Genomic DNA, 22,764 nt, shown 5'->3' with positions numbered 1-22,764 from the left:
GCACGATAGAGAAGTGGACAGGTACCTCGACGGTTCCGAACCGGAGCTGCGGGCGCGGTCCGGTGAGCTCGAATTGCGGCTCCCGGCGCGCTTGGACCAACTGTCGATGCTGCGCGCCCTGGTCGAAACCATCATGCTGACAGCGGATTTCACCATCGACGCGGTGATCGACCTGCGTATCGCCCTGGACGAGGTGGTCACCACCCTGATCCTGTCGGCGGTTCCCGGAGCTGCCGTGGACTGTGCCTTCCGCTACGACACCCGGCGGATGGCCGTGCGGGTGGCGTCGGTGCTGGAGACCGACGGGGTATTGGAAGGTAACAGTTTCGGTAGGGATTTCCTGGAAACCTTGACAGATTCGTTCGAAATCGCCGCAGGGGCTTTCGATGCCGTGCCGGGTGGGTACCCGGTAGTTGTGCACCTGAGCCGACTACGGAGTGAGGACGATGACGGGTGACAGTTACGACGATATCGAGCCGCTGCTGAAAGAGCTTGCGACAGCGATGGAACGGGGCGATCCGAAGCAGGACGCCTTGCGCACCAAGGCAATCGACCGTTGTTTGCCCTTGGCCGAACACATCGCCCGCAAGTTCTCCGGCCGCGGCGAACCCTACGAGGACCTGCTGCAGGTGGCGCGGCTGGGGCTGGTCGTATCCATCGACCGCTTCGACGTGACCCGCGGGTCACGGTTCCTGTCCTTCGCCGTGCCCACCATCATGGGCGAGGTGCGCCGCCACTTCCGCGACAGCACCTGGGCGGTGCGAGTTCCGCGCCGCGTCAAGGAGATTCAACTGCGGCTGGCGGCCACCATGGAGACGCTGGCCCAGCGACTGGGACGCATGCCGAACGCGGGCGAGATCGCCATCGAACTCGGTGTCGACCGGGCCGAGATCACCCAGGCCATGTTGGCCGCCAACGCATATCAGAGTTCCTCGCTCGAGGCGTCGATGCCCGACAGTGGCATGAGCACACCGCTGTCGCTGCTGGATGCCCTGGGTGAGGAGGATCCCGCCTACGAGCTCGTCGAGCAGTATCTGGCGGTGCGGCCGCACGTGGAGCGGCTGCCCGAGCGGGAGCGGCAGGTGCTGGTGCTGCGGTTCTTCGAGAACCGGACTCAGGCGCAGATCGCCGACCGGCTGGGCGTCTCCCAGATGCACGTCTCCCGGATCCTGAACCGGACCCTGACCGGCCTGCGAACGGCCGCGCTCCGGGACTGAACCCGGAAGTTATAGCTCACAGCTATCTCACAGTCGCCTCGCGGCATGCAGGCAGTCTCGCGCCGATCTAATGGATATGAGTCCGAATCGAGAGCGCGCTGCGGGGGCCAAGATGATGCGTCGTCTGCTGGTGGGGATGGGTGTGGCCGTGGTCGCGGGGGCGTCGGTACTGGGCGCGCCCGCGGCCCTCGCGCACGCGCACAAGCCGGAGTCCGTCCCGGCCGTCGCCCCGGCGCCCGCGGCGACCGGGAAGCCGGCGAATGCGCAGCCATCTTCGGGACTGAGCGCGGCCGCGGCGGCCCAGCTCGCGCAGACCATGCAGGCGGCGGTGCAGTCCGTGTCGCCGGGCAGCCAGGTCGGCATCGATGTCACCGACACCACCACCGGTGCGACCCTGGTCGGCCTCAACACCGGGCAGCAGTTCTACACCGCGTCGGTGGTGAAGCTGCTGATCGCCCTCGACGAGTTCAACGGCCAAGGCTGGCAACCGGATCCGGAGGTCGCCGACCAGATGTCGCAGATGCTCTCGGCCAGCGACGACGACATCGCGGACGCCTTCTGGGATGCCAACGGCGGCAACGACATCGTGACGCGCATGGTGGATCTGATCGGGTTGCAGGACACCCAGCCGCCCGCCGACCCCGACGAGTGGGGTGAAACCCTCACTACCCCACAGGATGTGGTGGCGATCTACCACTACATCACTACGGTGGTGCCGCAGCCGTCGCGGGGCATTCTGATGAACGCGCTCGGCGCGGCCGACCAGACCGCCGCCGACGGGACCGACCAGTACTTCGGCATTCCGGACGCGCTGACCGGTGACACCTGGGCGATCAAGCAGGGCTGGATGACCCTCGACTCCTCCACCACGCTCGACACCACCGGCCTGGTCGGCAATGGGTCCGGACAGCCGCTGCGCTACGCCGTCGTCATCCTCACCACGCAGCCCGCCGATACCTCCTGGACCACCGGCGGCACCGCCCTCACCGACGCCGTCGACCCGCTGCGCACCGTCCTCGACCCGAAGGCGTCGTAACCCTGCTGCTGTCAGAACCCCTCGTCACGTCCTGTTTAGGTGCGGGGGTCCCGGGTATCGCGCCTAGTGGGCCGGATATGCGGACCCCGCAATAACTTCCGATCCGATGGAGGCAGGACGATGGGCATTTACAACGACCGACGGGCGTATCGCGGTAGCAGCGTGCAATACAGCGGAGGGTTCATGCTCCTCGTGGTGATCTGGCTGATCATCGGTGCCGTGGCCGCCGGGCAGCGGCACTACTACGACAATCGGCCGACCAATTGCGCGAGCACCGGAACCGTGGCGGTCACCATTCTGGCCGGACCGCTCAACTATGCGGGTGTGAACCCGAAGATCCACGACTGCGACGTGAAAATTCCGCAGCCGAGCCAATAGTCGGATTCAGCGATACTGGACCCGCTGTGGCAGTTCGGTAGTGGCCCATAGCTCGTCGAGGGTGTCGAAGAACACGTCCTCGCTGCGTGCCAGCGACAGGAACCGGTTCCACGAAGTGTCGGCCAGCGGATCGCTGAACCAGAAGCCTTCTTGCCGCGGTGCGGCCAACCGGTGTAGTGGCGGCAGTCGGGGCACCAGAAATGGGTCAGGGTCATCGGGGTATCGCCGCGGTCGGCACCGTGGAGATAGGTGCGAAGACTGGCGTGCCCGCAGTGCGGGCACGCGCCTTCCTCGATCGTCTTCCATGGTTGATTCCGGTGCAGAATCTCGTCGAGTTCTGCCAGCGAAAACCCGCGCCAGCGAGTCGCGTCCATGAATCCAGGCTATCGACGGCACCGCCCGCTGTAACGATGCCGGTAATTACGTGCCGGGTCCGGGTGATCTGCGCCTCGGCTACCAGGCAACCGGTAGAGCCTTCGGGCCGCGCAGCAGCATGCCGGTCTTCCACTCGACATCCTCGGCGGGGACAGCCAGGCGCAGGTCCGGGAAACGTTGCAGCAGCGCGGTGAGCGCGACCTGCAATTCCAGCCGGGCCAGTTGCGCGCCCACGCAATGGTGGAACCCGTGACCGAAGGTCAAGTGCGAGTTGTGGTGTCGGGTCAGGTCGAGGGTTTCCGGGTCGGGAAAGACAGTCTCGTCGCGGTTGGCGGTCTGCAGATCGACGAAGACCGCCTCACCGGCTCGGATCAGGGTGCCGGAGAGTTCGACGTCCTCGGTGGCGATGCGGGGGAACGCGCCGCCGTTGCTGAGTTGGGTGCGGCGCAGCAGTTCCTCGATGGCGGTCGGGATGAGGCTCGGATCCCGGTGCAGCCGGGTCCACTCGCCGTCGGTGGTGAGCAGCACGTAGACGAAGTTGGCGATCTGATTGGCGGTGGTCTCGTGCCCGGCGACGAGCAGCGTGATGCCGAGGGTGATGAGCTCGTCCTCGCTGAGCCGATCCTCGTTGTCGCGGGCCGCCACCAGGGCGCCCAGCAGATCGTCGCTGGGGTGGGCGCGGCGCTCGGCGATCTGCTCGGTGAGGTATCCAGCGACGGCGAGGTAGGCGGCGCCGCGTTCTTCGTCGGTGAAGGCGGTGGTGGACATGATCGCGTCGGCGAAGTCGCGGAAACGATGCTGATGTTCTGCTGGGACGCCGAGCATTTCGCAGATAATGGTCACCGGCATGGGCAGGGCCAGCGCGTTCACCAGGTTGGCGGGGGAGCCTGCCGCCGTCATGGCGGTGAGCATGTCGTCGACGATCTGCTCGGCCCGCGGCCGCAACTCTTGCACGCGCCGCGCGGTGAACGCGGTCATGGTGAGCTTGCGCAGGCGGGTCAGTTCCGGCGGATCCATACTGGTCGGAATATTGGGCAGGGCAGGGGTTTCGCGGACCCGCGGCACATCCTCGCGGCCGACGGTGGCCGCGCGGCTGAAGCGCGCGTCGCTGAGCACCGAACGCACATCGGCGTAGCGGGTGACCAACCAAGCCTCGCCGCCGAAGGGCAGCAGGATACGGGAGATGGGTTCCTCGCGTAGCAATTTCGCGGCCATCGGGTGCGGGTCCAGTCGGACCGGTTCGCCGAACGGATACTGGCGGACTTCGGTATGCGTGGTCACGCGGATTTTCCTCCTCCGAGGCCGCCCCGATCCCTCCGGGCGCGACCTGATTTCTGGAACACGTTACCGCGCAATGGGTTTTGCGTCTCTGCGTCGTATCGCCTCGGAACCCGCTCTGGGCGCGCTAATCTCGATGAGATGGGACATCGTGCAGTGTTCGCGTTTGCCTGTATCGTTCTGGCGGCTTGGTGTGCGGTCGTCACGCCCGGGGCTGCCACAGCTGACGCCGGGCTACCATCGGTGGGCGGCAATTTCCTGTGGGGTGTCTCCAGTTCCGGCTTCCAGAGCGAAGGCTTTGCACCCGACAGCAATTGGAGCCGCCACGCCGGAGCGGACTATCGAAACTCGGTCGATTTCCTGCATCGCTACGACGAGGACATCCGCAATGCCGCCGATCTCGGCGTCGGTGTCTACCGGGTGAGTGTGGAATGGGCACGGGTTGAACCCAGTCCGGGCGTTTGGGACTTTTCGTTCTATGACGGGATGCTCGCGCGGATTCGCGCTGCGGGCATCCAGCCGATGATCACCCTGGACCACTGGGTCTTTCCCGGCTGGGCGCTCGATCGCGGCGGTTGGCGCAATCCCGGCATGGTCGACGACTGGCTGACCAATGCCCGTGCGGTAGTGGATCGCTACGCGCATCTCGATCCGCTGTGGGTCACCTTCAACGAGCCGCTCAACTACTCGAGCAAAGAGCAGGAGATCGGGGACCTCGGCGCGCTCGATGTCGCCCCCATGATCGATCGAATGGTCACGGCGCACCGTGCGATCTACGACCACATCCACGCTGTACAGCCCGGTGCCATGGTCACCAGCAACATCGCCTACGCGGCCATGGGTGAGGCGACGGCCGACGCCTCCTTCATCGACCGGATCGCCGACAAACTCGACTACGTCGGAATCGACTACTACTACGGTGGATCGCTGAGTAACCCGCCGAATGTGGTTGCGCAGCTGACAAACCAGCCCTCCAGTCTGATCCTGGAGCCCGACGGCATCTATTACGCCCTGCGCAGATACGCCCAGAAGTTCCCTGGGCGTCCGCTCTATGTCGTCGAGAACGGCATGCCGTCCGACAACGGCTCGCCGACCACCGATGGCATGACTCGCGAAGACAATCTCCGTGACACCGTTTACTGGGTTCAGCGGGCCAAGGCTGACGGTATGAACGTCATCGGGTTCAACTATTGGAGCATCACCGACAACTACGAATGGGGCAGCTACTCGCCACGTTTCGGGCTGTACACCGTTGACGTGACCTCTGATTCGTCCTTGTCTCGGCGGCCGACTGCGGCGGTTCCGGCCTACCACGACATCATCGCCACCGGTGGTGTTCCAGGCGGCTACCTTCCTACCCGAGCGCCCGCTCTCTGCTCTATCCAGGACCTGCCGTCCAGTTGCCTCAATCCGGTGACAGTGCCTGGGCGTTGAGAGACAAGACCTGGAAGAACAAGAGCTGAAAGAACAAGAGATAAAAGCTGAAAAGATAAAAGCGGCCTGGAGGAGGAGATAGGAGGTGGCTGGGTTCGGCTGGCCTGCCGACGGTTCCAGCCACCTCACCGCTCGGCCGTTCATCGTCTCTGTGGAATTGTCAAAGACCAAAGGAACAGAATCTGCGGGAGTCTGTGAGGTTCTTGGTTTTTCGTTTGTCTTGTCTCGAGAAGGTGATGCGTGCGGTCTGGGGGCTGGGATCGCCGGGTGGCGGCTGCTGGGTCGCGTCAGCTCAGGTCCGGTAGGGCAGGCGACGTGCCCACACTTCTTCTTTTCAGTTCTGCGTACGCCCGCGATGACGAGCAGCCGGTCTGCAAGTAACCCGAGGGGCCCCACCTGTGGGTGAGGCTGCCACTCGAATTAGGGACGTAACCAGCGGCCGACCGCTAGTTCGCCGCCGTGATGGCGGTCGTTGACTCGCGGGGACCGGGTCGGATCCAGGTGGCGGGGTGCGATCCAGCCGATGCGTCCGGCGTGTTCGGAATCCGCGGGCATTACAACGGTTTTCCAGTCTTGCGGGCCGTCTCCGATGAGGGAGTGGCAGGCATCGCAAGCCAAGGTCAAGTTTTCGATGTCGGTCGCTCCACCTTTGGCCCAGTCGGTCACATGATGGACCTGGGTGAGGGTGGCGGGCGCGTTGCAGCCCGGGCGCGTGCAGCCGCGCTCGGCCGCGATCAACGCCAAACGTTGTGCGGTGTTGGCGAGGCGGTTCTTCTTGCTGTGCCCGAGATGCAGGGGGCGGCTGTGGTGGTCGAAGACTGCCAGGAACGGCTTGGCCTTCTCCGCCAGCGCGAGCGCCTCTTCCAGCGGCACCGTGCCACCCGAAGCGGTGGTGGCGACACCGGCGGCGGCTTCGACCTCGGCGAGGGTCATGGTGAAGATGGCCGAGACGGGCAGGCCGCGGTGCTGGCCGAGGTTGGTGGGCCCGAGTTCGGGGCGCAGGAACGCTACCAGGGCGTCGTGCTGACGCTGCGCGGCAGTGCGGTTGTCGCGCTGCGCGGCGGCTTCGATGACGGCGGGGTCGATTCCTTCGGCGCGCCACGGGCTTTCGGGGTCGGCGGGGTTGCACATGCCGGGGCGGGCGAGATCGGCGAAGATCGGGTCGAGCAGCGCTCGCGCGGTCGGAGTCAACTCCCCACTGATGGTGGACATGCCGTCGATACCCTGCTTGCCCAGGATCACGCCCCGGCGACGCTGACGGTCGGCGTCGGTGGTGGCGGTCCCGTCCGGGTCGAGGCGGTCGAGCACCCGCGCGGCGGCGGTGCGCAGGTCATCCGGGGTGGAGCGGGTAGCGAGATCGGCCAGTTCCGCTTCGGTCTTGGCGCGCTGCGCCGGGTTGATCTTCTCCGGGATGCGGTCGACAAGCTTGGCGATCACACGCGCGTGATCAGCCGAGATCTGGCCTTGTTCCTGAAGGTTGGCGGTCGATGCCAGCACCGGCGGCAGGGCCTGGCCGTCGTGCTGGTGGGCACCGAGCAGTGCGGCGGCCCGCACGCGTGAGGTGGCGTCGGCGTGGCTGAGGTGCAGGGTGTCTTCGAGGTACTTGTCGGTGCGTGCCTTCCATCCGGCTTTCTGTGGCAGGCACCGGGTTTCGACCCCGTCGATCAACCGGTGTTCGAACCCGGCGAGGCGACGCTTGCTGGTCTCGTACTCCCGCATCACCACCACGAACTCGTCATCCGACAGGGTTGTGAGCGGCTCGCACAGCAGCGTGTCGGTAACCCGCGCGAGCATCGCGATCGCGTCTGCGATCGTGATGTCGTCGAGAACCGTTGCGCCGCTGGTCATGCCTCCATTCTACCCGATTCGAACGCACATTCGAAGCGAATTCCATTGTGATATAAAGGTTTTCAGAACAATTCAATGACCCTCCTGGAAGTGTTATGTCCCATGGAATCCGAATTGTCCGACTACATAGCCAATTTGCCCCGCAAACGAATGGGCGCAGGAGCATTGTTCGTCGATGACCAAGCCCGAGCCCTCTTGGTCGAGCCAACCTACAAGGACTACTGGGAAATCCCAGGAGGCGTAGTAGAAGCAGGCGAATCACCCGGCGCAGCCGTGGTGAGAGAGGTCCGCGAAGAACTGGGCCTCACCATCCCCCTGGGCCGCCTGCTAGTGGTCGATTGGGTAGCCCCCGGCCTCTACCCCGACGACGGCCTCATGCTGATCTTCGACGGAGGCATCCTCGAACCCGACCAAACCGCAGCGATCGTCCTCCAACGCGAAGAACTTCGAAGCTGGTCCTGGTCTGACGAGTCCCAAACGGCCGCCCGCCTCCCAGAGGTTATGGCCCGCCGCGTAACCCAAGCCCTCCGCGCCCGGCGGGCAGGCACCCCGGCCTACCTCGAGAACGGACTCCCCATGGCATGACGGCGAATGCGCGAGGCGATGACCTAAGGGTTATGGCGTAGCGGTGCGACAGTTTTCTGTGGTGTTGGCGGTGGTGATGTAGTCGATGGCGTCATAGAGAGTCGGGTAGACGCGGTGGGCCAGGCCGGTGGTTTCCGGGGTGGCTGGGATCAAGTCGGGGATCAGCAGGCAGCGGAGGCCCGCGGCGTGGGCGGCGCGCAGGCCGTTGGGTGAGTCCTCGCAGGCCAGGGTGAACTCCGGGTCGGCGCGCAAGGCCGCGGTCGCTGTCAGGTACGGCTCGGGGTGGGGTTTGCCGTGGTGGACGTCCTGGCGGGTGACGATGGCGTCGAAGCGGTCGGCGAGGCCGACGGCACCCAGGTGATGGCGGGTGCGAACACGGTTGGACGAAGTGGCTATCGCCCGCGGGATTCCGCGATGATCCAGTTCGTCGAGCAGTTCGGTGACACCAGGTTTCACGGTGAGGCGACCGTCATCGACCAGCCGGGCGATCACGGTCTCGTGCCTGCGGAAGAACTCCTCCAGAGGGAAGTCCGGGCCGAAGGCGGTGACGGCCATCGCGCGGCAGGTATCGGCGGGCATGCCGATGAGGCTGTGACGGAACTGTTCCGACAGCTCGTACCCAAGCTCCTGCCCGGAGAGCCCCAGCGACTCCACCGCCAGCCGCTCGGAATCGAGCAGCAGCCCATCCATATCGAAAACGACGGCCCGAACCGGCTTTTCGCGTTCCTCAGTTCTCATGCCACCCGCCCTTCCGACTCGGGCCGCAGTCTGCGGCTGATCACTTCGGTGACATTGTCGTTGATCAATTCCGTCAAGGCGTCGCCGACCTCCTGCTGAATGTGGCCCAGGTGCGGCAGCGGTCCGAAGATATCGGTGCGTGCCAGGAACGCTCGGGCCCGCCGGTGCGGATCGGGGATCGCCGCCAGCCGAGCGAGTTCCGGCGCTCGCGGATCGACGACTTCCATTGCCGCACCCGCTGTTCCACACAGGTCGAACCAGCGGATCCAGGCCGCTATCAACAACGCCGCCCCGGGCGTCGGGCGACCCGTGGCGAGATTCTCGCGCATGGCCGCGGCCACCCGCGGCAACATCTTCTCCGAACCGTTGCGGCCCACCCGCGTCATCTCGTGCCGGATGGCGGGATTGCGGAATCTGCGCAGCAGATCCTCGACGGTGCGCCGTAACTCGGCGTCGGGCAGTCGCACGGTCGGTCCCTGCTCGTAGAGCATGAATTGCCGTGCCAGCGCCCGCAATATCGGATCCGCTCCGGCCTCGGCGATGGTCCGGTGCCCGGCGAGCGCACCCAGATACGCCAGCAGTAGGTGAGTTCCGTTGAGCAGCCGCAGTTTTGCCAATTCATGATCGGAGACGTCGGCGACGTAGTTCGCGCCCGCCAGGTCCCAGCGGGGACGCTCGCCGTCGAAGTTCTCGATGGTCCAGGTCATGAACGGTTCGGCGGAGACGGGGGCTCGGTCGTCGACGCCGCCGAGCCGGGAGCGGGCCGCCGCGTCGTCTTCGCTGTCGTCGGAGGCCACGATGCGGTCGACGACACTGGACGGGAACTGCACGTGCCGGTCGATCCACGTCGCCAGCCGGTCGTCGCGCAGGGCGGCGAAATCGGTGACGGCGCTGCGTAATTGGCGTCCGTTGGCCGCGAGATTGTCGCAGCTGAGCACCACCGGCGGGGTTCCGCCGCGACGCCGCACCGCCGCGAGTCCGCCCACCAGCATGCCGATCGCGGTGCACGGTTTTGCCGTGCACCGCAGATCGTGCCGCACCGGGTCGCTGCCCGAATCGAGCCGTCCCGTGGTGGGGGACAGGCAATACCCGCCGGTGGTGACCGTGAGCGTGACGATTCGAACCCGGGGATCGGCGACCCGGCGCACCACGCCGATCCGATCCGACGGCGCGTGCACCGCCGCCGTGATCGCGCCGACAACCTCCGCCCGTACTGCGCTCTCATCTCGCAGCAGAGTGGTGTACAGGTTGTCCTGCGCCCGCAGCGCGCCGACCACGTCGGGGCTGGACATCGCGACCGCCGCGATACCCCAGTTCCGATCGCCGGTGGCGGTCATGGCGTGCTGGGTGATCAAGGCCTGGTGTGCGCGGTGGAAGGCCCCGCAGCCCAGGTGCACGATCCCGGTCCCCAGCAGTCCGGGTGTGAAGGGCGGCCGCGTGACATCTCGCGGTAGTCCGCGCAAGGCTCCGACTCCGAGCCGTGGTGAAATCGGTTTCGCGTTCACTGGAATCGAATTGCTGCACATACCGCGCCCTCGCAAGCATTTGGAGTGGTTGGTGTGAAAGCGGACCGATCATCATTGAATTCGCCGCAGAACCCGAATCTAGATCACGTTTCCGGAAACCTCGACCGGCAATTACGCCTTTTCTCTGTTCGCTCTGTCACAGGAGAATCGGCAAAGTGGCCGTAGGAATTTCGTAAATGCGCAGCTGAATTCCCGTATTCGGACGGCGAATTCACCGATCGAGACCGCGGCACGGAGGGGCGCAGCAATTGCCTGGTTCTCGACCGGTGGGTGGGGATGTGAGTCGGGCGCTACCCGGAGCCGGTGCCGGGCATCCCGGTGCCGGGGGCGGCTCCGGTCAGGGCCCAGCCGGTCATGCTGTCGCCGCCGCGGCACATGGGCGTCAGTGCGACGGACCCGTGCGGCGGGACGACTCCGCTGAACGAATTCTGATACGGCGTCGGCGAGGACGGCAGCTGGCCTGGGGTCTGCGGCGTGGTCGCGGGGTTGGTGAGGCAGTAGGTGACGCCCGAGACCACATACGAGTCGTCGCCGTCGTTGGTGCAGGTCAGCCCGTCGCAGTTCAGGCCCGCGGCCATCTCCTGCGCCTGTGCCGGCGCGCTCCCGCCGAGGATCAGCGCGATGCCTCCGATTCCTGCCGCGAACGCGGTGGCAATCCGAACACTCATGTCGATACCTCCCGGAGTGGTGGGCGATCGCTCAACACCATCAGACGAGCAATCGTTTGGCAACCTGCGCGGGTGGATAGTGACCGTGCGGTGATGCGCGCGAATTCGCCGCGCTCCGCTGCGCCGCGACACACACTGGGAAGGAGCCCTGACGCCCGGATGCCCGATGGATCGTCGAATCAGACTGCCGCTGCGCAGGCAGGTCGGAAGGGGGAGGACAGTGATGTCGGTTCGTGAAGATGCCCGGGAGATCCAGGGTGAAATGGTGGAGTTGCGCCGCCGTCTGCATCGGGAGCCGGAGCTGGGGTTGATGCTGCCGCGGACGCAGGAACAGGTACTGGCGGCGATCGACGGTCTCGGGTTGGAAGTGACTGTCGGAGCCTCACTCTCGTCGGTTACCGCGGTGCTGCGCGGGGCGTCGCCCGGTCCGGCCGTGCTGCTGCGCGGCGATATGGACGCGCTGCCCGTCACCGAACGCACCGGTCTCAGCTTTGCCGCACCGGTCGATCGCATGCACGCCTGCGGGCACGACCTGCACGTCGCCATGCTCGCCGGGGCGGCCCGGCTGCTCTGTGCGCATCGCGAAAAGCTATCCGGCGATGTGGTTTTCATGTTCCAGCCGGGGGAGGAGGGGTACGACGGCGCGCGGCACATGGTCGAGGAAGGCGTGCTCGACGCCTCTGGTGACCGGGTGGTCGCGGCCTACGCACTGCATGTGCTGAGCATGTTGCGGACGGGGCGGATCACGACCCGCGGCGGCCCGTTCCTCTCCGCCTCCGACACGGTGCGGGTGACTGTGCGCGGTGCCGGCGGTCACGGGTCCATGCCGCATCAAGCTCTGGACCCGATTCCCGTGGCCTGCGAAATGGTGCTCGCCCTGCAGACATTGGTGACCCGACGCTTCGACATCCACGACCCCGTCGTCATCACGGTGGGCTCGATCCACGGCGGCACGCAGGGCAATGTCATTCCCGACGAGGCCGCGTTCGAGGCCACCGTGCGCAGCTATTCCGATCCGGCCCGCAACCGGGCGCAGGACGGCATCGTGCGGATGATCCGGGGGCTGGCGCAGGCGCACGGCGTCACCGCCGAGATCGACTATGAACCGATGTATCCGGTGACCGTGAACGACCAGGCCGAGGCCGAATTCGCCGCCGCGACCGCCGTCGAACTTTTCGGCGAGCATCGATTCGACTGGGCGCCGCACCCGGCCTCGGGGTCCGAGGACTTCTCCCGGGTGCTGGCGGCCGTCCCGGGAGCGATGCTGCTGCTCGGGGCCGCCCCGGCGGCGGTCGCGGAACCGGATCGGGCCCCGGCCAATCATTCGCCGCTGGCCGAGTTCGACGAGTCAGTGCTGGCCGATGGCGCCGCGCTGTACGCCGAACTTGCCTTGCGGCGACTCAGCCACGGGCCGAATGGGTTTCGGCACTGAGTAGTTCGACCAGCTGGTGTGCGAATGCGTCGGCGTCGGTGCGCATTCCATTGTGCGCGCCTGGAAACTCGGTGACCGTCAAGCCGAGACGAGTGGCGATTTCCACGGCGGGCCGATAGGGGAGCGCACCCCGGGTCTCTCGGCCGACGGCGAGGGTCAGCCTCTCCGCGCTCGTGCGCAATTTCTCGTAATCGGGTATGTACGAAGTGAATTCACGTAATTCGTGCTCGAGCATGAGCGGGCCGTTCGCCATCAGCCGCTCCCACATCGCGGCCGCGCGCGGCGACAACTCGTTCGGCTCGGGCGCGGGTTTCATCGCCGGTCCGATGCCCGCCAGGAACCGCGCCGACGCTGCGGCTAGGCCGTCGGTCCGGAACAGGGTGTGCACCTCCTCGATCATGGTGCGCTGCGCAGTGGCGTCGGGCAGCACGGCGAAGCACGGCGGCTCGTGCGCCACCAGTCGGCGCACTCGGTCGGGGTGGCGCGCCAACAGGTCGAGTCCGACGATGGCGCCCGCGCTGCCGCCAACGACATACGCGGGCTCGTCGGTGAGGTGGTCGATCAGCCGTAGCGCATCGTCACTCTGCACCGCTACGCGCTGGGTGACCTGCGGGCCGTCGAGTGTGCTGCGCGAGTAGCCGCGCGGATCGAGGGCGGCCACGGTGAAGTGTTGCGCGAGCACCTCGGCCAGCGGATCGACGGTTCCGGCGTCACCACCGCCCCCGGGCAGAAACACGAGAAGCGGTCCCGCACCGCGGATTTCGTAGAACAGGGTCGCGCCGGGAACACGCAGCGTATCGGACTTGATTCCCGTGTCGGGAGTCATCACAAGCTTCCTTCCTATGTTGCCTAGGAAGAAACCTAACATACTTAGGAACCTGCGGAGGGGGTGACGCGGGCGGCGAAGACGACGGTGTTGCCGCCCTTGCGCTTGGCCCGGTACATCGCTGCGTCCGAGGACCGCAACAGGCTGGTGAGTAGATACTCGCGGCCGCAGCGGTCCAGGTGCGCCGAATTCAGCAGGGCGGCACCGACACTGGCGGTGAGACGGACCGGGAGATCCTCGATCGATTCGATGGCGCGCCGCACCGCCTCGGCGGCGTCCGCGCAGGTGGTCGGCGACAGTCTCCCGATGAGGGCGAACTCTTCCCCGCCGGTGCGGGCGATCAGGAATTCACCCGCCACCGCGTCGAGTTCGGCGGCCGTGCGCACCAGCGCGTCATCGCCGACACTGTGCCCGAAGGTGTCGTTCACCGCCTTGAACCGATCGAGATCGACCGACAGCACGCAGATGTCCCCGGATCGGGCCGCGGCCAGGAAACCAGGCAGGTAATAGTCGAGACCGCGGCGATTGAGCAGCCCGGTCAGCGGGTCGGTGAGGGTGTCGACACGCATCAGCCAGGTGCAGAACTGCAGCGTCGGCAGCACCAGTACGGTCGCCGCCACCATGGTCAGCACGATCGCGGCCGCCAACGTGGTGTCGCCGTTCGCGCTGCCGTGCGCGATCCGTCCGGTCAGCGCCATGATCGAGACCAGTGACCAGACGGTGTGCACGGCAAGAGCTTTCGGACTGTGGAACAGGCTCAGATAGGCCCCTGTCACCACAAGCAGGATCGCGCCCACCGCACCGTAGACCCGGTCACTGTCCAGCATCCCCGCCGTGGTGATCGCCAGATCCGCCGCAGCCACCCACAACAGCGACTCGGTCTCGCACGGCCACGGCCCCAGCCACCACCGCAACGTCCACGCCGCCGCCAGCACCCCGATCGCCGCGAAAACCCACCGCGCGCCCGCGCCGCTCGGCCCCGCCGGCGACAACATCGTCAACACCGTGATCGCACACAAAACCACCCCGCCCAACCCCACGATGAACCGAACCAGCGGCAACGCGGCCGATCCCATCAGAGCCCCGACCAACCCCTGATAATCGGCCCGATCACGCCACCACCCCACCAGCAGAGAACGACTGTCGGCCATGGTCTACGCCTCGATAGGACGACCTACCCACGAATTAACCCGATGACCCGCACATGTGGGCCCGCCCGCACCAAACACTCGAAGACCCGCCCGATCCTACCGACCACCACCCCTCAGCGATGTGACCCAGACCACAATGACTCACCCAACCTCCGCCTCCGCGATCGCCACCGCCCCAGCCCATTCCGGCGAGACGCGGCGTCAGGCCGTTTCGTTCCACCTGCCTGGATTGGTCTGAGGCGGTGTGTCACGATCGGGGCATGGGTCCACAGGTGTCCGCTGAAATGATTGTCGCGGGGTGGAAGTCGCGGTTGGTCGTGCTTGCGGACAATCCGGAGTACGTCTTTCGGGATACGCCGCAGGAGGTGATCGACGAGCATCGTGCTTGGCTCATCACCTTCGGTGGGTGTCACGACGCGGAACTCGAAGCTGTTGAGGCGCGGGTGGGTGGACGGTTTCCGGCGGTGTTTCGTGAGTACCTGTTGGAATTGGGGGAGGCGTGCGGGGACCTGTTCCGGGGCAGCGACCGTGGAGGCATCCGCGACTTCGATCGTCTACGGGAGGATGCCCGGGAGATAGTCGACGAAGTCGGTGGCACCTGGACCATGCCCACGGACGCGGCCATTGTGCTCACCCATCAGGGCTACACGTTCGACTATGTACGCGCGACCGGCGGGTTCGACGGCCCGGTCATGCGGTGGACCGATGGGAAGCCGGACGAGGACAGACAGATCGCGGGCACGTTCGCCGACTACGTCGACGGGCAGCTGCGGCTCATGGAGCACAACAGTCGCCGCGCCCGTGAGACAGGTCGCTACTTCCTGACCCTGTTACCGGGCGGCGGAGGACGACAGGTGCACCCCGCTCGAAACACCGGCGACGACTAGCGTTCGCATGCGAAAGGCCAACGACGAGAGTGGCTTAGGACCGCCGGTGCCCTGGAGAACCTGATCACTGGGGGATGAGGGGGGTGTAGGTGGTGATGGTGTGCCCGGAGCGCCAGGGGCGGGAGGTGCCGGAGGTCCACCAGCGCCACCAGAGGGTGGGGTGGGTGGCTACTTTGGCGAAGACGGGGAGGGGGTCGAAGTAGTTGGTTCGGATGGTGGCTTTGCCGTCGCGGAGGTGGAAGCGGTCGATGTTCGGCCATTCGAGTTGGTGGTGGCCCAGCGTTGCTCGTAGGCGGAACTCGATGAAGAGGACCTCGGAGTCGCCTCGCCAGAGGTCTACGTGGGCGCGGAGATCCGGGAGGAAGCGCCAGATTCGTTCGAACTCTTCTTGTGCGGCTTCGATGCCTCGCATCGGGGCGGCCAGGGGCTGGGTCAGTACGACGTCGGGATGAAGGATCTCCGGGAGTCGTTGGGTGGATGGGTTTTTCCAGAAGTCGATGAAGTTCGCGACGAATTGTTCGGGCTCCGACATGTGCACGCTCCCCCTCGGGTGGGAACAGTTTCCCACCCTGATCGAACCGCAGCCCGCGGGCGGTGGGCAAGCCAATATCGTTGCGGGCCAACTGCGGTCAGGAGAGCGTGACGCCGACTATGGGGGTGGTGGTGGGGGCGGGGGAGCCGCCGGTGGGTTCGATGGAGAGGGCGAGTTGGGTGGCGTCGCCCAGGCGCATGAGGAGCGGCGTGGTGCTGGTGGGGAGGGTGGGGACTACGCCGGCGGAGCGGGGGTGGCCGGTGGGGGAGATGAGCCAGAGTTGGTAGGTGTGGTCGGGGGGTGGGGCGGGGACGGCGTCGAAATAGAGGACGGCTGCGCCGAGTTGGTGGGAGGCGTCGACGGTGACGGTGCCGCCGGTGGCCACCGGGATGGTTTGCTGGCGGGCGTCGTCGTGGGTGACGACCTGTTGCGCTGTCAGGTCGCCGGGGGTGGGAGATGGGTTGCGGTAGACCGCGATTCCCGTGCCGATGGCGATGATGATCGCGGCCGCGGCGGCGATCGCGTACAGGCGCAGACGGCGTCGTCGGGCGGCGCGGGCGACATCGATCGAGGCGACGTCGGCGGCGGGGGTGGCGAGTTGGGCGTCGAGGGCCGCGTCGATCGCGTATTCCACCTCGGCGGGCGCGGGCACGGCGTCGACCAGGGTCATCGAGGCCAGGGTTTCGCGCAGATCGTGCACGGTGGAACGGAATTCGGCGGCGGTGGGTTCGTCGGCGCCGTCGAGCAGTTGCTCGACGTTGCGGCGCTCGGCGATGGACAGCGCATCGAGGGCGTACGGGTAGGCCAGCTCGATCAGGTCGGCGGGGGGTTGGATGTCAGGCATCGCGCACCGATCCTGTCAGGCAGCTCTGGAGACGTTTGAGGCCGTCCCGGATTCTCGTCTTCACGGTATTGAGCGGAATACCCAGGTGCTCGGCCACTTCCGCGTAGGTCCGGCCGCCATAGTAGGCGAGCGCGACGGTTTCGCGTTGCGTGGTGGTGAGCGTGTCGAGGCAGCGGATGACCGCCCGCTCCTCGGAGCGCTGACTCACGGTCTCGGCGACGACATCGTGATCGCGGCCCAACTGCCGCTGCCCGTAGGTGAGATCCCGGATGGCGGCCGATGATTCGACCCGGACCCGGTCCACCGCGCGACGATGGGTGAGCATCATCAGCCAGCCGATCGGACTGGCCAGCCGCGAATCATATTGCGCGGCAGCGTTCCACACGTAGAGATACACCTCCTGGGTGATCTCCTCGGCCGGTGCCGACCGCCGCAGAATGCGCAGCGCGAGCCCGAACACCCGGTCGTGCGTCGAACGATAGAACCGTGTGAACGCCGCGCGATCACCGTCCGCGATCTCGTGCAGCAGTCCCGCGAGCAGCCGCGCCGCCTCCGCATCGGGTCCGACGCGCGGCGACGGGCAGGCTTCCCCGCCGGGACCGGTCGTGCCGTCGTTACCCGTGTCGATCGAGAGAATGCGGCGTTCATCCGCCATAGCGCTGTGTCTCCGTATGTAGGGATGACTCGGTGCTGCCGACGCCTCCGAGGCTAGCGGTGTCTGCCAGGACATACCTCGATTTCGATATGCGAGCCGATTCGGTTTGGTGGAAGCGGTGACCAAACCCTTCCGGGGAGCTGCGCGAAACCCATGCGGCGCTCATCTCGGATATGACGGAGCGTCGCCCGGGGCCCAGAGCCGCCCCACGGCAGAACGGTCACCGGCCGATCCAAGTCTCCCGACCCACGGCCGGTGACCTCTGACCACCAATCCCTCGGAAGGAATCCGATCATGAAACTCGTTCGACGCACGGCTGTCGTCACCATCGCCCTGGCCACCGCGGTCGGCATGTCCGCCTGTTCCAGCACCAAGTCCGACTCCGGCACCTCCTCCACCACCATGACGAGCTCCTCGGCGGCCGCGGCGGCTGCTGCCCTGGTCGGCCCAGGCTGCGCAGATTACGCAAAGCAGGTACCGACCGGCGCGGGCTCGGTCAGCGGCATGGCACAGGACCCCGTCGCGGTGGCGGCCTCGCACAATCCGCTGCTCACCACGCTGGTGGCGGCGGTGTCGGGCAAGCTGAACCCGCAGGTGAACCTGGTCGACACCCTCGATGGCGGGCAGTTCACCGTCTTCGCCCCGGTCGACGCCGCGTTCGCGAAAATCCCGGCCGCGACCGTGGATTCGCTGAAGACCGATTCGGCCGGGCTGTCGAAGATCCTGACCTACCACGTGGTGCCGGGCCGGATCGCACCCGATCAGATCGCCGGAACCCACAAGACCGTCGAGGGCGCGGACGTTTCCGTCACCCGCGACGGGGACACCATCAAGGTCGGCGACGCGTCGGTGATCTGCGGTGGCGTGCAGACGGCCAATGCGACCGTCTACATGATCGACACCGTGCTCATGCCGCCCGCCTGATGCCGACGCTGTCATGCCCGAACCCGTAGCTGTGCCCGAACCCGTAGTTGTCTCCGAATCCGCTGCGTGCGAACAGAATTCACGCTTGCCTTCGAAGGAACGGCCGCGCGCGGCGGCGATCGGCTGGTCGCACGCGGCGGCGGCCGGTGTGCTCGCCGCGGCGACCGTCCTGGGCGTCGGCCATCTCGTCGCCGTCCTGATCGATCCCGCATCCTCACCGTTCTTCGTACTCGGCGCGACCATGGTCGATCACACCCCACACCAGCTCAAGGACGCCGCGATCCGCCGCTTCGGCAGCCACGACAAGCAGGCCCTGTTCGCCTCCATGGCGGCGGTCATGGTCCTGGGTGCGGTCGTGGCCGGAGTGCTCGAGCGTCGGCGTCCGCTGGGCAGCGCCCTGCTGGTGGCGCTCGGCGGCGTCACCGTGTTCGCGGCACTACAAAGACCCACGGCCGCTTGGTGGTTCGCGATACCGGCGGTGGTGGGTGTGCTCGCGGGCATCGTGGTCCTGCGGGTGCTGACGGTGGGGCGACCGAGTTTTCGGCAGCCTGATCAGGGCGTCTCCCGCCGCCGATTCCTGATCTCCGCCGCGAGCGTGGGCGCACTGGCACTGGGTGCGGCCGCACTCGGGCAGACGCTTGCAACCCGGTTGCGGGATGTGACCGCGGACCGCGCCCGCTTCCTGCTGCCCCGCCCGGTCCGGACCGCACCCGCCGTGACGGCCCAGTCCGCGCCCAGCGTGCCCGGCCTGACCTCCTTCGTCACCCCCAACGACCGCTTCTACCGGGTCGACGCCGCACTGCAACTGCCCGCCCTCACCAGCGGCGACTGGCGCTTGCGAATCCACGGAATGGTCGACCACCCAGTGGAATTCGACTTCGACCGCTTGCGCCTGCGCTCCGCCGTCGAAAGCCTGATCACCCTCACCTGCGTCTCCAACGAGGTGGGCGGCGACCTCGCCGGAACGGCCCGCTGGCTGGGCTACCCGCTCGCCGACCTGCTCGACGAAGCCGGACCGCACCCGGACGCGGACCTGCTGCTGTCCCGCAGCATCGACGGATTCACCGCGGGCACACCGCTTTCCGCCGTCACCGACGGCCGTGACGCCCTGCTCGCGGTGGGCATGAACGGCGAACCGCTGCCGGTGGCGCACGGCTACCCGGCCCGCCTGATCGTCCCCGGCCTCTACGGCTACGTGTCGGCCACCAAATGGGTGGTCGACCTCGAGGTCACCCGCTTCGACCGCGCCCGCGCCTACTGGACACAACGCGGCTGGTCGGAACGCGGCCCGATCAAAACGGCCTCCCGCATCGACGTCCCCGCCGCCTTCACCACCGTGGACGCGGGCGAGGTGATCGTCGCGGGCGTGGCCTGGGCGCAGCATCGCGGCATCGCGAGCGTCGAGGTGCAAGTCGACGACGGCCCTTGGCAGCCTGCGGAACTGGCATCGCAGTACTCGAAAGACACCTGGCGGCAATGGATCTGGCGCTGGCAGGCGACCACGGGCACCCACACCGTCCGGGTCCGCGCCACCGACGGCGCCGGTGCGCTACAGGACCAGAACCGCACCCCGCCGTTCCCGGACGGCTCCACCGGTTGGCACAACCGGGTGATCACCGTCCGCTGACCGACCGAACAGGAGGAAACACAGGTGATTTCGCGATGAACGACCACGATCCGCGAATACTGCGGCTGGTGCGGGAACCCGACCTCGCGGACCTGACACCGACGACCTGCCCGGTCCGCGGCGACCGCGACCGGGACGCCGATGGGCTCGCCGAACTCATCGTCGCCACCGCCGACGGGGATCGGGAAGCCTTCACCGAGCTGTATCGCCGGACCAGTCACCGGGTGTACGGGCTGTCGCTGCGCATCCTGAACAATCGCGGCTCGGCCGAGGAGATCACCCAGGAGGTGTATCTCCAAGCCTGGTCACAGTCCGGACGCTACGACCGCGAACTCGCCGGCCCGATGGGCTGGCTGATGATGCTGACCCACCGCCGCGCCGTCGACCGCCTGCGCGCCGAGCAATCCAGCCTCGGCCGCGACAACCATTACGGCCGAGTCCATCTCGAACGCGACCGCGACGTGGTGGTCGATACCGTGGTGCAGCGCGCCGACCGCCGGGCGGTGCTGACCTGTCTGGACACCCTCACCGACCTGCAACGCGAGAGCATCGGCCTCGCCTACTACGGCGGACTGACCTACCCGGATGTGGCCGATCGCCTGGGAACGCCCCTGGCGACGGTGAAATCCCGTATTCGCGGCGGCCTCGAGCGGCTCGGGGCCTGTTTGAAAGGAGGTGGTCAACGATGACCACCGGCGGCCCGGACGTCGAACTACTGGACCTCGCCTACCCGTACGCGCTGGACGCGGTCACCGAGTGGGAACGCCGTGGCATCGAACGGCGGCGTGAACGCGCGGATCGGCTGACCGTCGCCGAATTCGACGGTGTGGTGGCGGAGCTGTACGACACGCTCGCCGAGCTCGCCGCCGTCGACAGCCGTCGACCGCCGAAACGCGTCGAGGCGAGGCTGATGCGTGCCGTGGACCAGGCGATTCGTGCCGCCGGTCGGCGCACACTGGAGCTGCCCGGCGGCGGTACACGTCGCGGCCCGCGGCTCGAATGGATGGCTGCCGCAGGTGTTTTGGTCGCCATCGCGATCGGCGTGGGTGTCCTGGTCGGCACGCATCGGCCGGGCGTGCCCGAGCCCTTGACCGCGAGCGTCATCGCCGCCCAGCCCGACGCCGTCACCCGGTCGGCCCCGATCATCGGCGGTGGCACTGTGCACATCGCCGCCGCCCCCGCGTTGTCGGCGATGACCGTCGCCTTCGACGGACTCGGTGCCCCGCCGCCGGATCGGGTGTATCAGGTCTGGCTGGTGGCCAACGGCGGACTGCCGCATTCGACCGCGATCCTCGACGCGGTACCCCGCCAGCCCTTGATCACCCCCTTCGGCGCCGCGGACCGGCTGGTGGTGACCGTGGAACCGACGGGCGGCTCGCCGCAACCGACGACCGTGCCGATCGCGAGTATCGAGCTGCGGTGAGGTAATTCGCGCACCGACCAAACCTCCGGCACACTCCTAGCGAACCTTCGGGAAGACCCCCTTCCCGAATGGAGTGACCGTGGACCTACGTTCTGCGATCGACCCGCGCCCCGCGCTGCGGCGGACCCTGGCCGGAGCCGTCGGTGCCGCCGCCGCGGTGATGGTCGCGGCCTATGGCATGCCTGCCGCGCACGCCGGGCCCGTCTATCCGGCGGCAGACCCCGACGGGTTCTATTCCGCGCCCGGCGATATCGGTGCCGCCGCGCCCGGGGATGTGCTGCGTTCCCGTCAGCTCGATGCAGGCAGTTGGCCGGGCGCAACCGTTTGGCAACTATTGTTCCGGTCGACGAATTCGACCGGTGCGCCCATTGCGGCGGTCACCACCTTGCTCACCCCGGGATCCGGTCCCCGTCCGCTGCTGTCGTATCAGCCGTTCGAGAATTCGCTCGGTCTGCAATGCGCGCCGTCGCACGCGCTGTTCAACGGTGGCATCCGGGAGGCGGGTGGGGTGAATCTGCTGCTGGCCCGCGGCTGGGCGGTGGCGGTGCCAGATCATCTCGGACCGTCGAGCGCGTACGGGGCGGCGCGGTTGGGCGGGCAGATCACCCTGGACGGAATTCGTGCGGTCAAGCGCTTCGCGCCTGCGGGACTGCAGGATTCGCCGGTCGGGCTGGCCGGATACTCCGGTGGCGCGATGTCGACCGGCTTCGCGGCGGCGCTCGCCCCGGACTACGCGCCGGAACTGCCGATCGTCGGCGTCGCACAGGGCGGGCTGCCCGCCAACCCCGGCAAGATGGCCCTGGAGATCGGTGACAAGCCACACCCGCTCTTCGGCCTCGGCTTCGCCGTCGCCGTCGGCCTGCAACGCGAATACCCCGACACGCTGCCGCTCGATCGAGCGCTCACCCCGGCCGGTTTCGCGCTGCGCGACCGCCTGGCCAACTCCTGCGCCGACGACATCGTCTCCATCGGCGCGGGCCACTCGCTGAGCGAATTCTTCACCGCCGGAATGGAATCCGAATCCGCCACCGTCGAAACAATGCACGCCAACGCCCTGGAAGTCTTCCCCGGCATCCCCCGCGCCCCGATCTACCAGTGGCACGGCGCCAACGACCAGGTCCCCCTGGACCAGGTAGCCGCCACCACCGCCCGCTACTGCGCCGCGGGCACCCCCGTCCAGTTCGACATCATCCCCGGCGCCGACCACGCCACCGCCATGCTCCCCGGTGCCCTCAACGCCATCACTTACCTGGCTGACCGCTTCGCGGGCCGACCGGCCCCCTCCAACTGCCACTGACCCGGTTCGATCTCGCTGCCGCCGAATGGCTTTCGCGAATACGTGCCTTGCAACAGCGATGCCCCGTCCGGTTCAGCCGGGCG

24 protein-coding genes are annotated in these 22,764 nt (G+C 67.1%); 13 read left to right on the top strand and 11 right to left on the bottom strand.

Annotation, left to right across the window (positions count from 1 at the left end):
* Positions 1-13: 13 nt before the first annotated feature.
* The 4 genes from ACYVN4_RS22525 to ACYVN4_RS22510 all read left to right on the top strand — a co-directional run bounded on the left by ACYVN4_RS22525 (position 14) and on the right by ACYVN4_RS22510 (position 2,631).
* On the top strand, positions 14-457 hold the full coding sequence (locus ACYVN4_RS22525) for an anti-sigma factor (RefSeq protein ID WP_460723933.1): 444 nt from the start codon (positions 14-16) through the stop codon (positions 455-457).
* Positions 447-1,217, top strand: a complete 771-nt coding sequence (locus ACYVN4_RS22520; RefSeq protein WP_460723932.1) for an RNA polymerase sigma factor SigF — start codon at positions 447-449, stop codon at positions 1,215-1,217. The genes ACYVN4_RS22525 and ACYVN4_RS22520 overlap by 11 nt, the downstream gene beginning before the upstream one ends.
* 76 nt (positions 1,218-1,293) lie before the next feature.
* Positions 1,294-2,253 (top strand): serine hydrolase, encoded by a 960-nt coding sequence (locus ACYVN4_RS22515; protein WP_460723931.1) that lies wholly within the window; start codon positions 1,294-1,296, stop codon positions 2,251-2,253.
* 183 nt (positions 2,254-2,436) lie between these two features.
* On the top strand, positions 2,437-2,631 hold the full coding sequence (locus ACYVN4_RS22510; RefSeq protein ID WP_460724066.1) for a hypothetical protein: 195 nt from the start codon (positions 2,437-2,439) through the stop codon (positions 2,629-2,631).
* Positions 2,632-2,637: 6 nt separating this feature from the next.
* Here the strand turns inward: ACYVN4_RS22510 and ACYVN4_RS22505 are convergent, their stop codons facing one another.
* Together ACYVN4_RS22505 and ACYVN4_RS22500 are read right to left on the bottom strand one after the other, a co-directional pair.
* The gene (locus ACYVN4_RS22505; protein ID WP_460723930.1) at positions 2,638-2,826 is read right to left on the bottom strand and encodes a hypothetical protein; all 189 of its coding nucleotides are present in this window, start codon (positions 2,824-2,826) and stop codon (positions 2,638-2,640) included.
* A gap of 258 nt (positions 2,827-3,084) precedes the next feature.
* Positions 3,085-4,287, bottom strand: a complete 1,203-nt coding sequence (locus tag ACYVN4_RS22500) for a cytochrome P450 (protein ID WP_460723929.1) — start codon at positions 4,285-4,287, stop codon at positions 3,085-3,087.
* Positions 4,288-4,425: 138 nt separating this feature from the next.
* Here ACYVN4_RS22500 and ACYVN4_RS22495 point away from each other — a divergent pair, with 138 nt between their 5' ends.
* Entirely contained in the window at positions 4,426-5,718 is a 1,293-nt protein-coding gene (locus ACYVN4_RS22495; protein WP_460723928.1) for a family 1 glycosylhydrolase, read from the top strand.
* Positions 5,719-6,138: 420 nt separating this feature from the next.
* Here the strand turns inward: ACYVN4_RS22495 and ACYVN4_RS22490 are convergent, their stop codons facing one another.
* Complete coding sequence (locus tag ACYVN4_RS22490) at positions 6,139-7,566, bottom strand: HNH endonuclease signature motif containing protein (protein ID WP_460723927.1); 1,428 nt, start codon at positions 7,564-7,566, stop codon at positions 6,139-6,141.
* Positions 7,567-7,701: 135 nt separating this feature from the next.
* Between ACYVN4_RS22490 and ACYVN4_RS22485 the strand changes: the two genes are divergently transcribed.
* Positions 7,702-8,151, top strand: coding sequence for an NUDIX domain-containing protein (locus ACYVN4_RS22485; RefSeq protein ID WP_460723926.1), 450 nt, complete (start codon positions 7,702-7,704; stop codon positions 8,149-8,151).
* A gap of 30 nt (positions 8,152-8,181) precedes the next feature.
* Here ACYVN4_RS22485 and ACYVN4_RS22480 read toward each other — a convergent pair whose 3' ends face one another.
* The 3 genes from ACYVN4_RS22480 to ACYVN4_RS22470 form a co-directional block, all read right to left on the bottom strand.
* Complete coding sequence (locus ACYVN4_RS22480) at positions 8,182-8,889, bottom strand: HAD family hydrolase (protein WP_460723925.1); 708 nt, start codon at positions 8,887-8,889, stop codon at positions 8,182-8,184.
* Complete coding sequence (locus ACYVN4_RS22475; protein ID WP_460723924.1) at positions 8,886-10,352, bottom strand: mannitol dehydrogenase family protein; 1,467 nt, start codon at positions 10,350-10,352, stop codon at positions 8,886-8,888. The genes ACYVN4_RS22480 and ACYVN4_RS22475 overlap by 4 nt, the downstream gene beginning before the upstream one ends.
* A gap of 353 nt (positions 10,353-10,705) precedes the next feature.
* Positions 10,706-11,083 carry a hypothetical protein gene (locus ACYVN4_RS22470; protein WP_460723923.1) on the bottom strand — a complete coding sequence of 126 codons (378 nt, stop codon included), beginning with the start codon at positions 11,081-11,083 and terminating at the stop codon, positions 10,706-10,708.
* Between the two features lie 223 nt (positions 11,084-11,306).
* Here ACYVN4_RS22470 and ACYVN4_RS22465 point away from each other — a divergent pair, with 223 nt between their 5' ends.
* Positions 11,307-12,515, top strand: a complete 1,209-nt coding sequence (locus ACYVN4_RS22465; RefSeq protein ID WP_460723922.1) for a M20 metallopeptidase family protein — start codon at positions 11,307-11,309, stop codon at positions 12,513-12,515.
* On the opposite strand, the gene ACYVN4_RS22460 is transcribed toward ACYVN4_RS22465, so the two are convergent.
* Together ACYVN4_RS22460 and ACYVN4_RS22455 are read right to left on the bottom strand one after the other, a co-directional pair.
* On the bottom strand, positions 12,484-13,341 hold the full coding sequence (locus tag ACYVN4_RS22460; RefSeq protein ID WP_460723921.1) for an alpha/beta fold hydrolase: 858 nt from the start codon (positions 13,339-13,341) through the stop codon (positions 12,484-12,486). The genes ACYVN4_RS22465 and ACYVN4_RS22460 overlap by 32 nt on opposite strands.
* A gap of 44 nt (positions 13,342-13,385) precedes the next feature.
* Entirely contained in the window at positions 13,386-14,492 is a 1,107-nt protein-coding gene (locus ACYVN4_RS22455; protein ID WP_460723920.1) for a GGDEF domain-containing protein, read from the bottom strand.
* 260 nt (positions 14,493-14,752) lie between these two features.
* On the opposite strand from ACYVN4_RS22455, the gene ACYVN4_RS22450 reads away from it, so the two are divergent.
* Complete coding sequence (locus ACYVN4_RS22450) at positions 14,753-15,379, top strand: SMI1/KNR4 family protein (protein ID WP_460723919.1); 627 nt, start codon at positions 14,753-14,755, stop codon at positions 15,377-15,379.
* Between the two features lie 64 nt (positions 15,380-15,443).
* Here the strand turns inward: ACYVN4_RS22450 and ACYVN4_RS22445 are convergent, their stop codons facing one another.
* The 3 genes from ACYVN4_RS22445 to sigK all read right to left on the bottom strand — a co-directional run bounded on the left by ACYVN4_RS22445 (position 15,444) and on the right by sigK (position 17,410).
* A complete protein-coding gene (locus ACYVN4_RS22445; protein WP_460723918.1) occupies positions 15,444-15,911 on the bottom strand; it encodes a nuclear transport factor 2 family protein in 468 nt (155 codons plus the stop codon).
* A gap of 97 nt (positions 15,912-16,008) precedes the next feature.
* Positions 16,009-16,755, bottom strand: a complete 747-nt coding sequence (locus ACYVN4_RS22440) for an anti-sigma factor (protein ID WP_460723917.1) — start codon at positions 16,753-16,755, stop codon at positions 16,009-16,011.
* Entirely contained in the window at positions 16,748-17,410 is a 663-nt protein-coding gene (gene sigK, locus ACYVN4_RS22435; RefSeq protein ID WP_460723916.1) for an ECF RNA polymerase sigma factor SigK, read from the bottom strand. Before sigK ends, ACYVN4_RS22440 begins: the two co-directional genes overlap by 8 nt.
* Before the next feature lie 294 nt (positions 17,411-17,704).
* On the opposite strand from sigK, the gene ACYVN4_RS22430 reads away from it, so the two are divergent.
* The 5 genes from ACYVN4_RS22430 (at position 17,705) to ACYVN4_RS22410 (ending at position 22,681) form a co-directional block, all read left to right on the top strand.
* Complete coding sequence (locus ACYVN4_RS22430; RefSeq protein WP_460723915.1) at positions 17,705-18,334, top strand: fasciclin domain-containing protein; 630 nt, start codon at positions 17,705-17,707, stop codon at positions 18,332-18,334.
* A gap of 13 nt (positions 18,335-18,347) precedes the next feature.
* Positions 18,348-19,961: a molybdopterin-dependent oxidoreductase gene (locus ACYVN4_RS22425; protein WP_460723914.1), complete on the top strand. Its 1,614-nt coding sequence runs from the start codon at positions 18,348-18,350 to the stop codon at positions 19,959-19,961.
* 35 nt (positions 19,962-19,996) lie between these two features.
* Positions 19,997-20,650, top strand: coding sequence for a sigma-70 family RNA polymerase sigma factor (locus tag ACYVN4_RS22420; RefSeq protein ID WP_460723913.1), 654 nt, complete (start codon positions 19,997-19,999; stop codon positions 20,648-20,650).
* Entirely contained in the window at positions 20,647-21,384 is a 738-nt protein-coding gene (locus tag ACYVN4_RS22415) for an anti-sigma factor (RefSeq protein WP_460723912.1), read from the top strand. The genes ACYVN4_RS22420 and ACYVN4_RS22415 overlap by 4 nt, the downstream gene beginning before the upstream one ends.
* Before the next feature lie 160 nt (positions 21,385-21,544).
* A complete protein-coding gene (locus tag ACYVN4_RS22410; protein ID WP_460724065.1) occupies positions 21,545-22,681 on the top strand; it encodes a lipase family protein in 1,137 nt (378 codons plus the stop codon).
* Positions 22,682-22,764: the final 83 nt, after the last annotated feature.

The organism is Nocardia heshunensis, assembly GCF_054782115.1.
The sequence above is the reverse complement of the archived record's forward strand: the minus strand, read 5'-3'. Positions and strand labels throughout refer to the sequence as shown.

Coding starts and splice junctions, on each gene's coding strand:
- ACYVN4_RS22430 (WP_460723915.1), top strand. CDS start 17,705: ATGAAACTCGTTCGACGCACGGCTGTCGTCACCATCGCCCTGGCCACC.
- ACYVN4_RS22480 (WP_460723925.1), bottom strand. CDS start 8,889: ATGAGAACTGAGGAACGCGAAAAGCCGGTTCGGGCCGTCGTTTTCGAT.
- ACYVN4_RS22460 (WP_460723921.1), bottom strand. CDS start 13,341: ATGACTCCCGACACGGGAATCAAGTCCGATACGCTGCGTGTTCCCGGC.
- ACYVN4_RS22455 (WP_460723920.1), bottom strand. CDS start 14,492: ATGGCCGACAGTCGTTCTCTGCTGGTGGGGTGGTGGCGTGATCGGGCC.
- ACYVN4_RS22465 (WP_460723922.1), top strand. CDS start 11,307: ATGTCGGTTCGTGAAGATGCCCGGGAGATCCAGGGTGAAATGGTGGAG.
- ACYVN4_RS22425 (WP_460723914.1), top strand. CDS start 18,348: ATGCCCGAACCCGTAGCTGTGCCCGAACCCGTAGTTGTCTCCGAATCC.
- ACYVN4_RS22440 (WP_460723917.1), bottom strand. CDS start 16,755: ATGCCTGACATCCAACCCCCCGCCGACCTGATCGAGCTGGCCTACCCG.
- ACYVN4_RS22450 (WP_460723919.1), top strand. CDS start 14,753: ATGGGTCCACAGGTGTCCGCTGAAATGATTGTCGCGGGGTGGAAGTCG.
- ACYVN4_RS22495 (WP_460723928.1), top strand. CDS start 4,426: ATGGGACATCGTGCAGTGTTCGCGTTTGCCTGTATCGTTCTGGCGGCT.
- ACYVN4_RS22510 (WP_460724066.1), top strand. CDS start 2,437: ATGCTCCTCGTGGTGATCTGGCTGATCATCGGTGCCGTGGCCGCCGGG.
- ACYVN4_RS22410 (WP_460724065.1), top strand. CDS start 21,545: ATGGTCGCGGCCTATGGCATGCCTGCCGCGCACGCCGGGCCCGTCTAT.
- sigK (WP_460723916.1), bottom strand. CDS start 17,410: ATGGCGGATGAACGCCGCATTCTCTCGATCGACACGGGTAACGACGGC.
- ACYVN4_RS22470 (WP_460723923.1), bottom strand. CDS start 11,083: ATGAGTGTTCGGATTGCCACCGCGTTCGCGGCAGGAATCGGAGGCATC.
- ACYVN4_RS22515 (WP_460723931.1), top strand. CDS start 1,294: ATGAGTCCGAATCGAGAGCGCGCTGCGGGGGCCAAGATGATGCGTCGT.
- ACYVN4_RS22420 (WP_460723913.1), top strand. CDS start 19,997: ATGAACGACCACGATCCGCGAATACTGCGGCTGGTGCGGGAACCCGAC.
- ACYVN4_RS22445 (WP_460723918.1), bottom strand. CDS start 15,911: ATGTCGGAGCCCGAACAATTCGTCGCGAACTTCATCGACTTCTGGAAA.
- ACYVN4_RS22490 (WP_460723927.1), bottom strand. CDS start 7,566: ATGACCAGCGGCGCAACGGTTCTCGACGACATCACGATCGCAGACGCG.
- ACYVN4_RS22520 (WP_460723932.1), top strand. CDS start 447: ATGACGGGTGACAGTTACGACGATATCGAGCCGCTGCTGAAAGAGCTT.
- ACYVN4_RS22415 (WP_460723912.1), top strand. CDS start 20,647: ATGACCACCGGCGGCCCGGACGTCGAACTACTGGACCTCGCCTACCCG.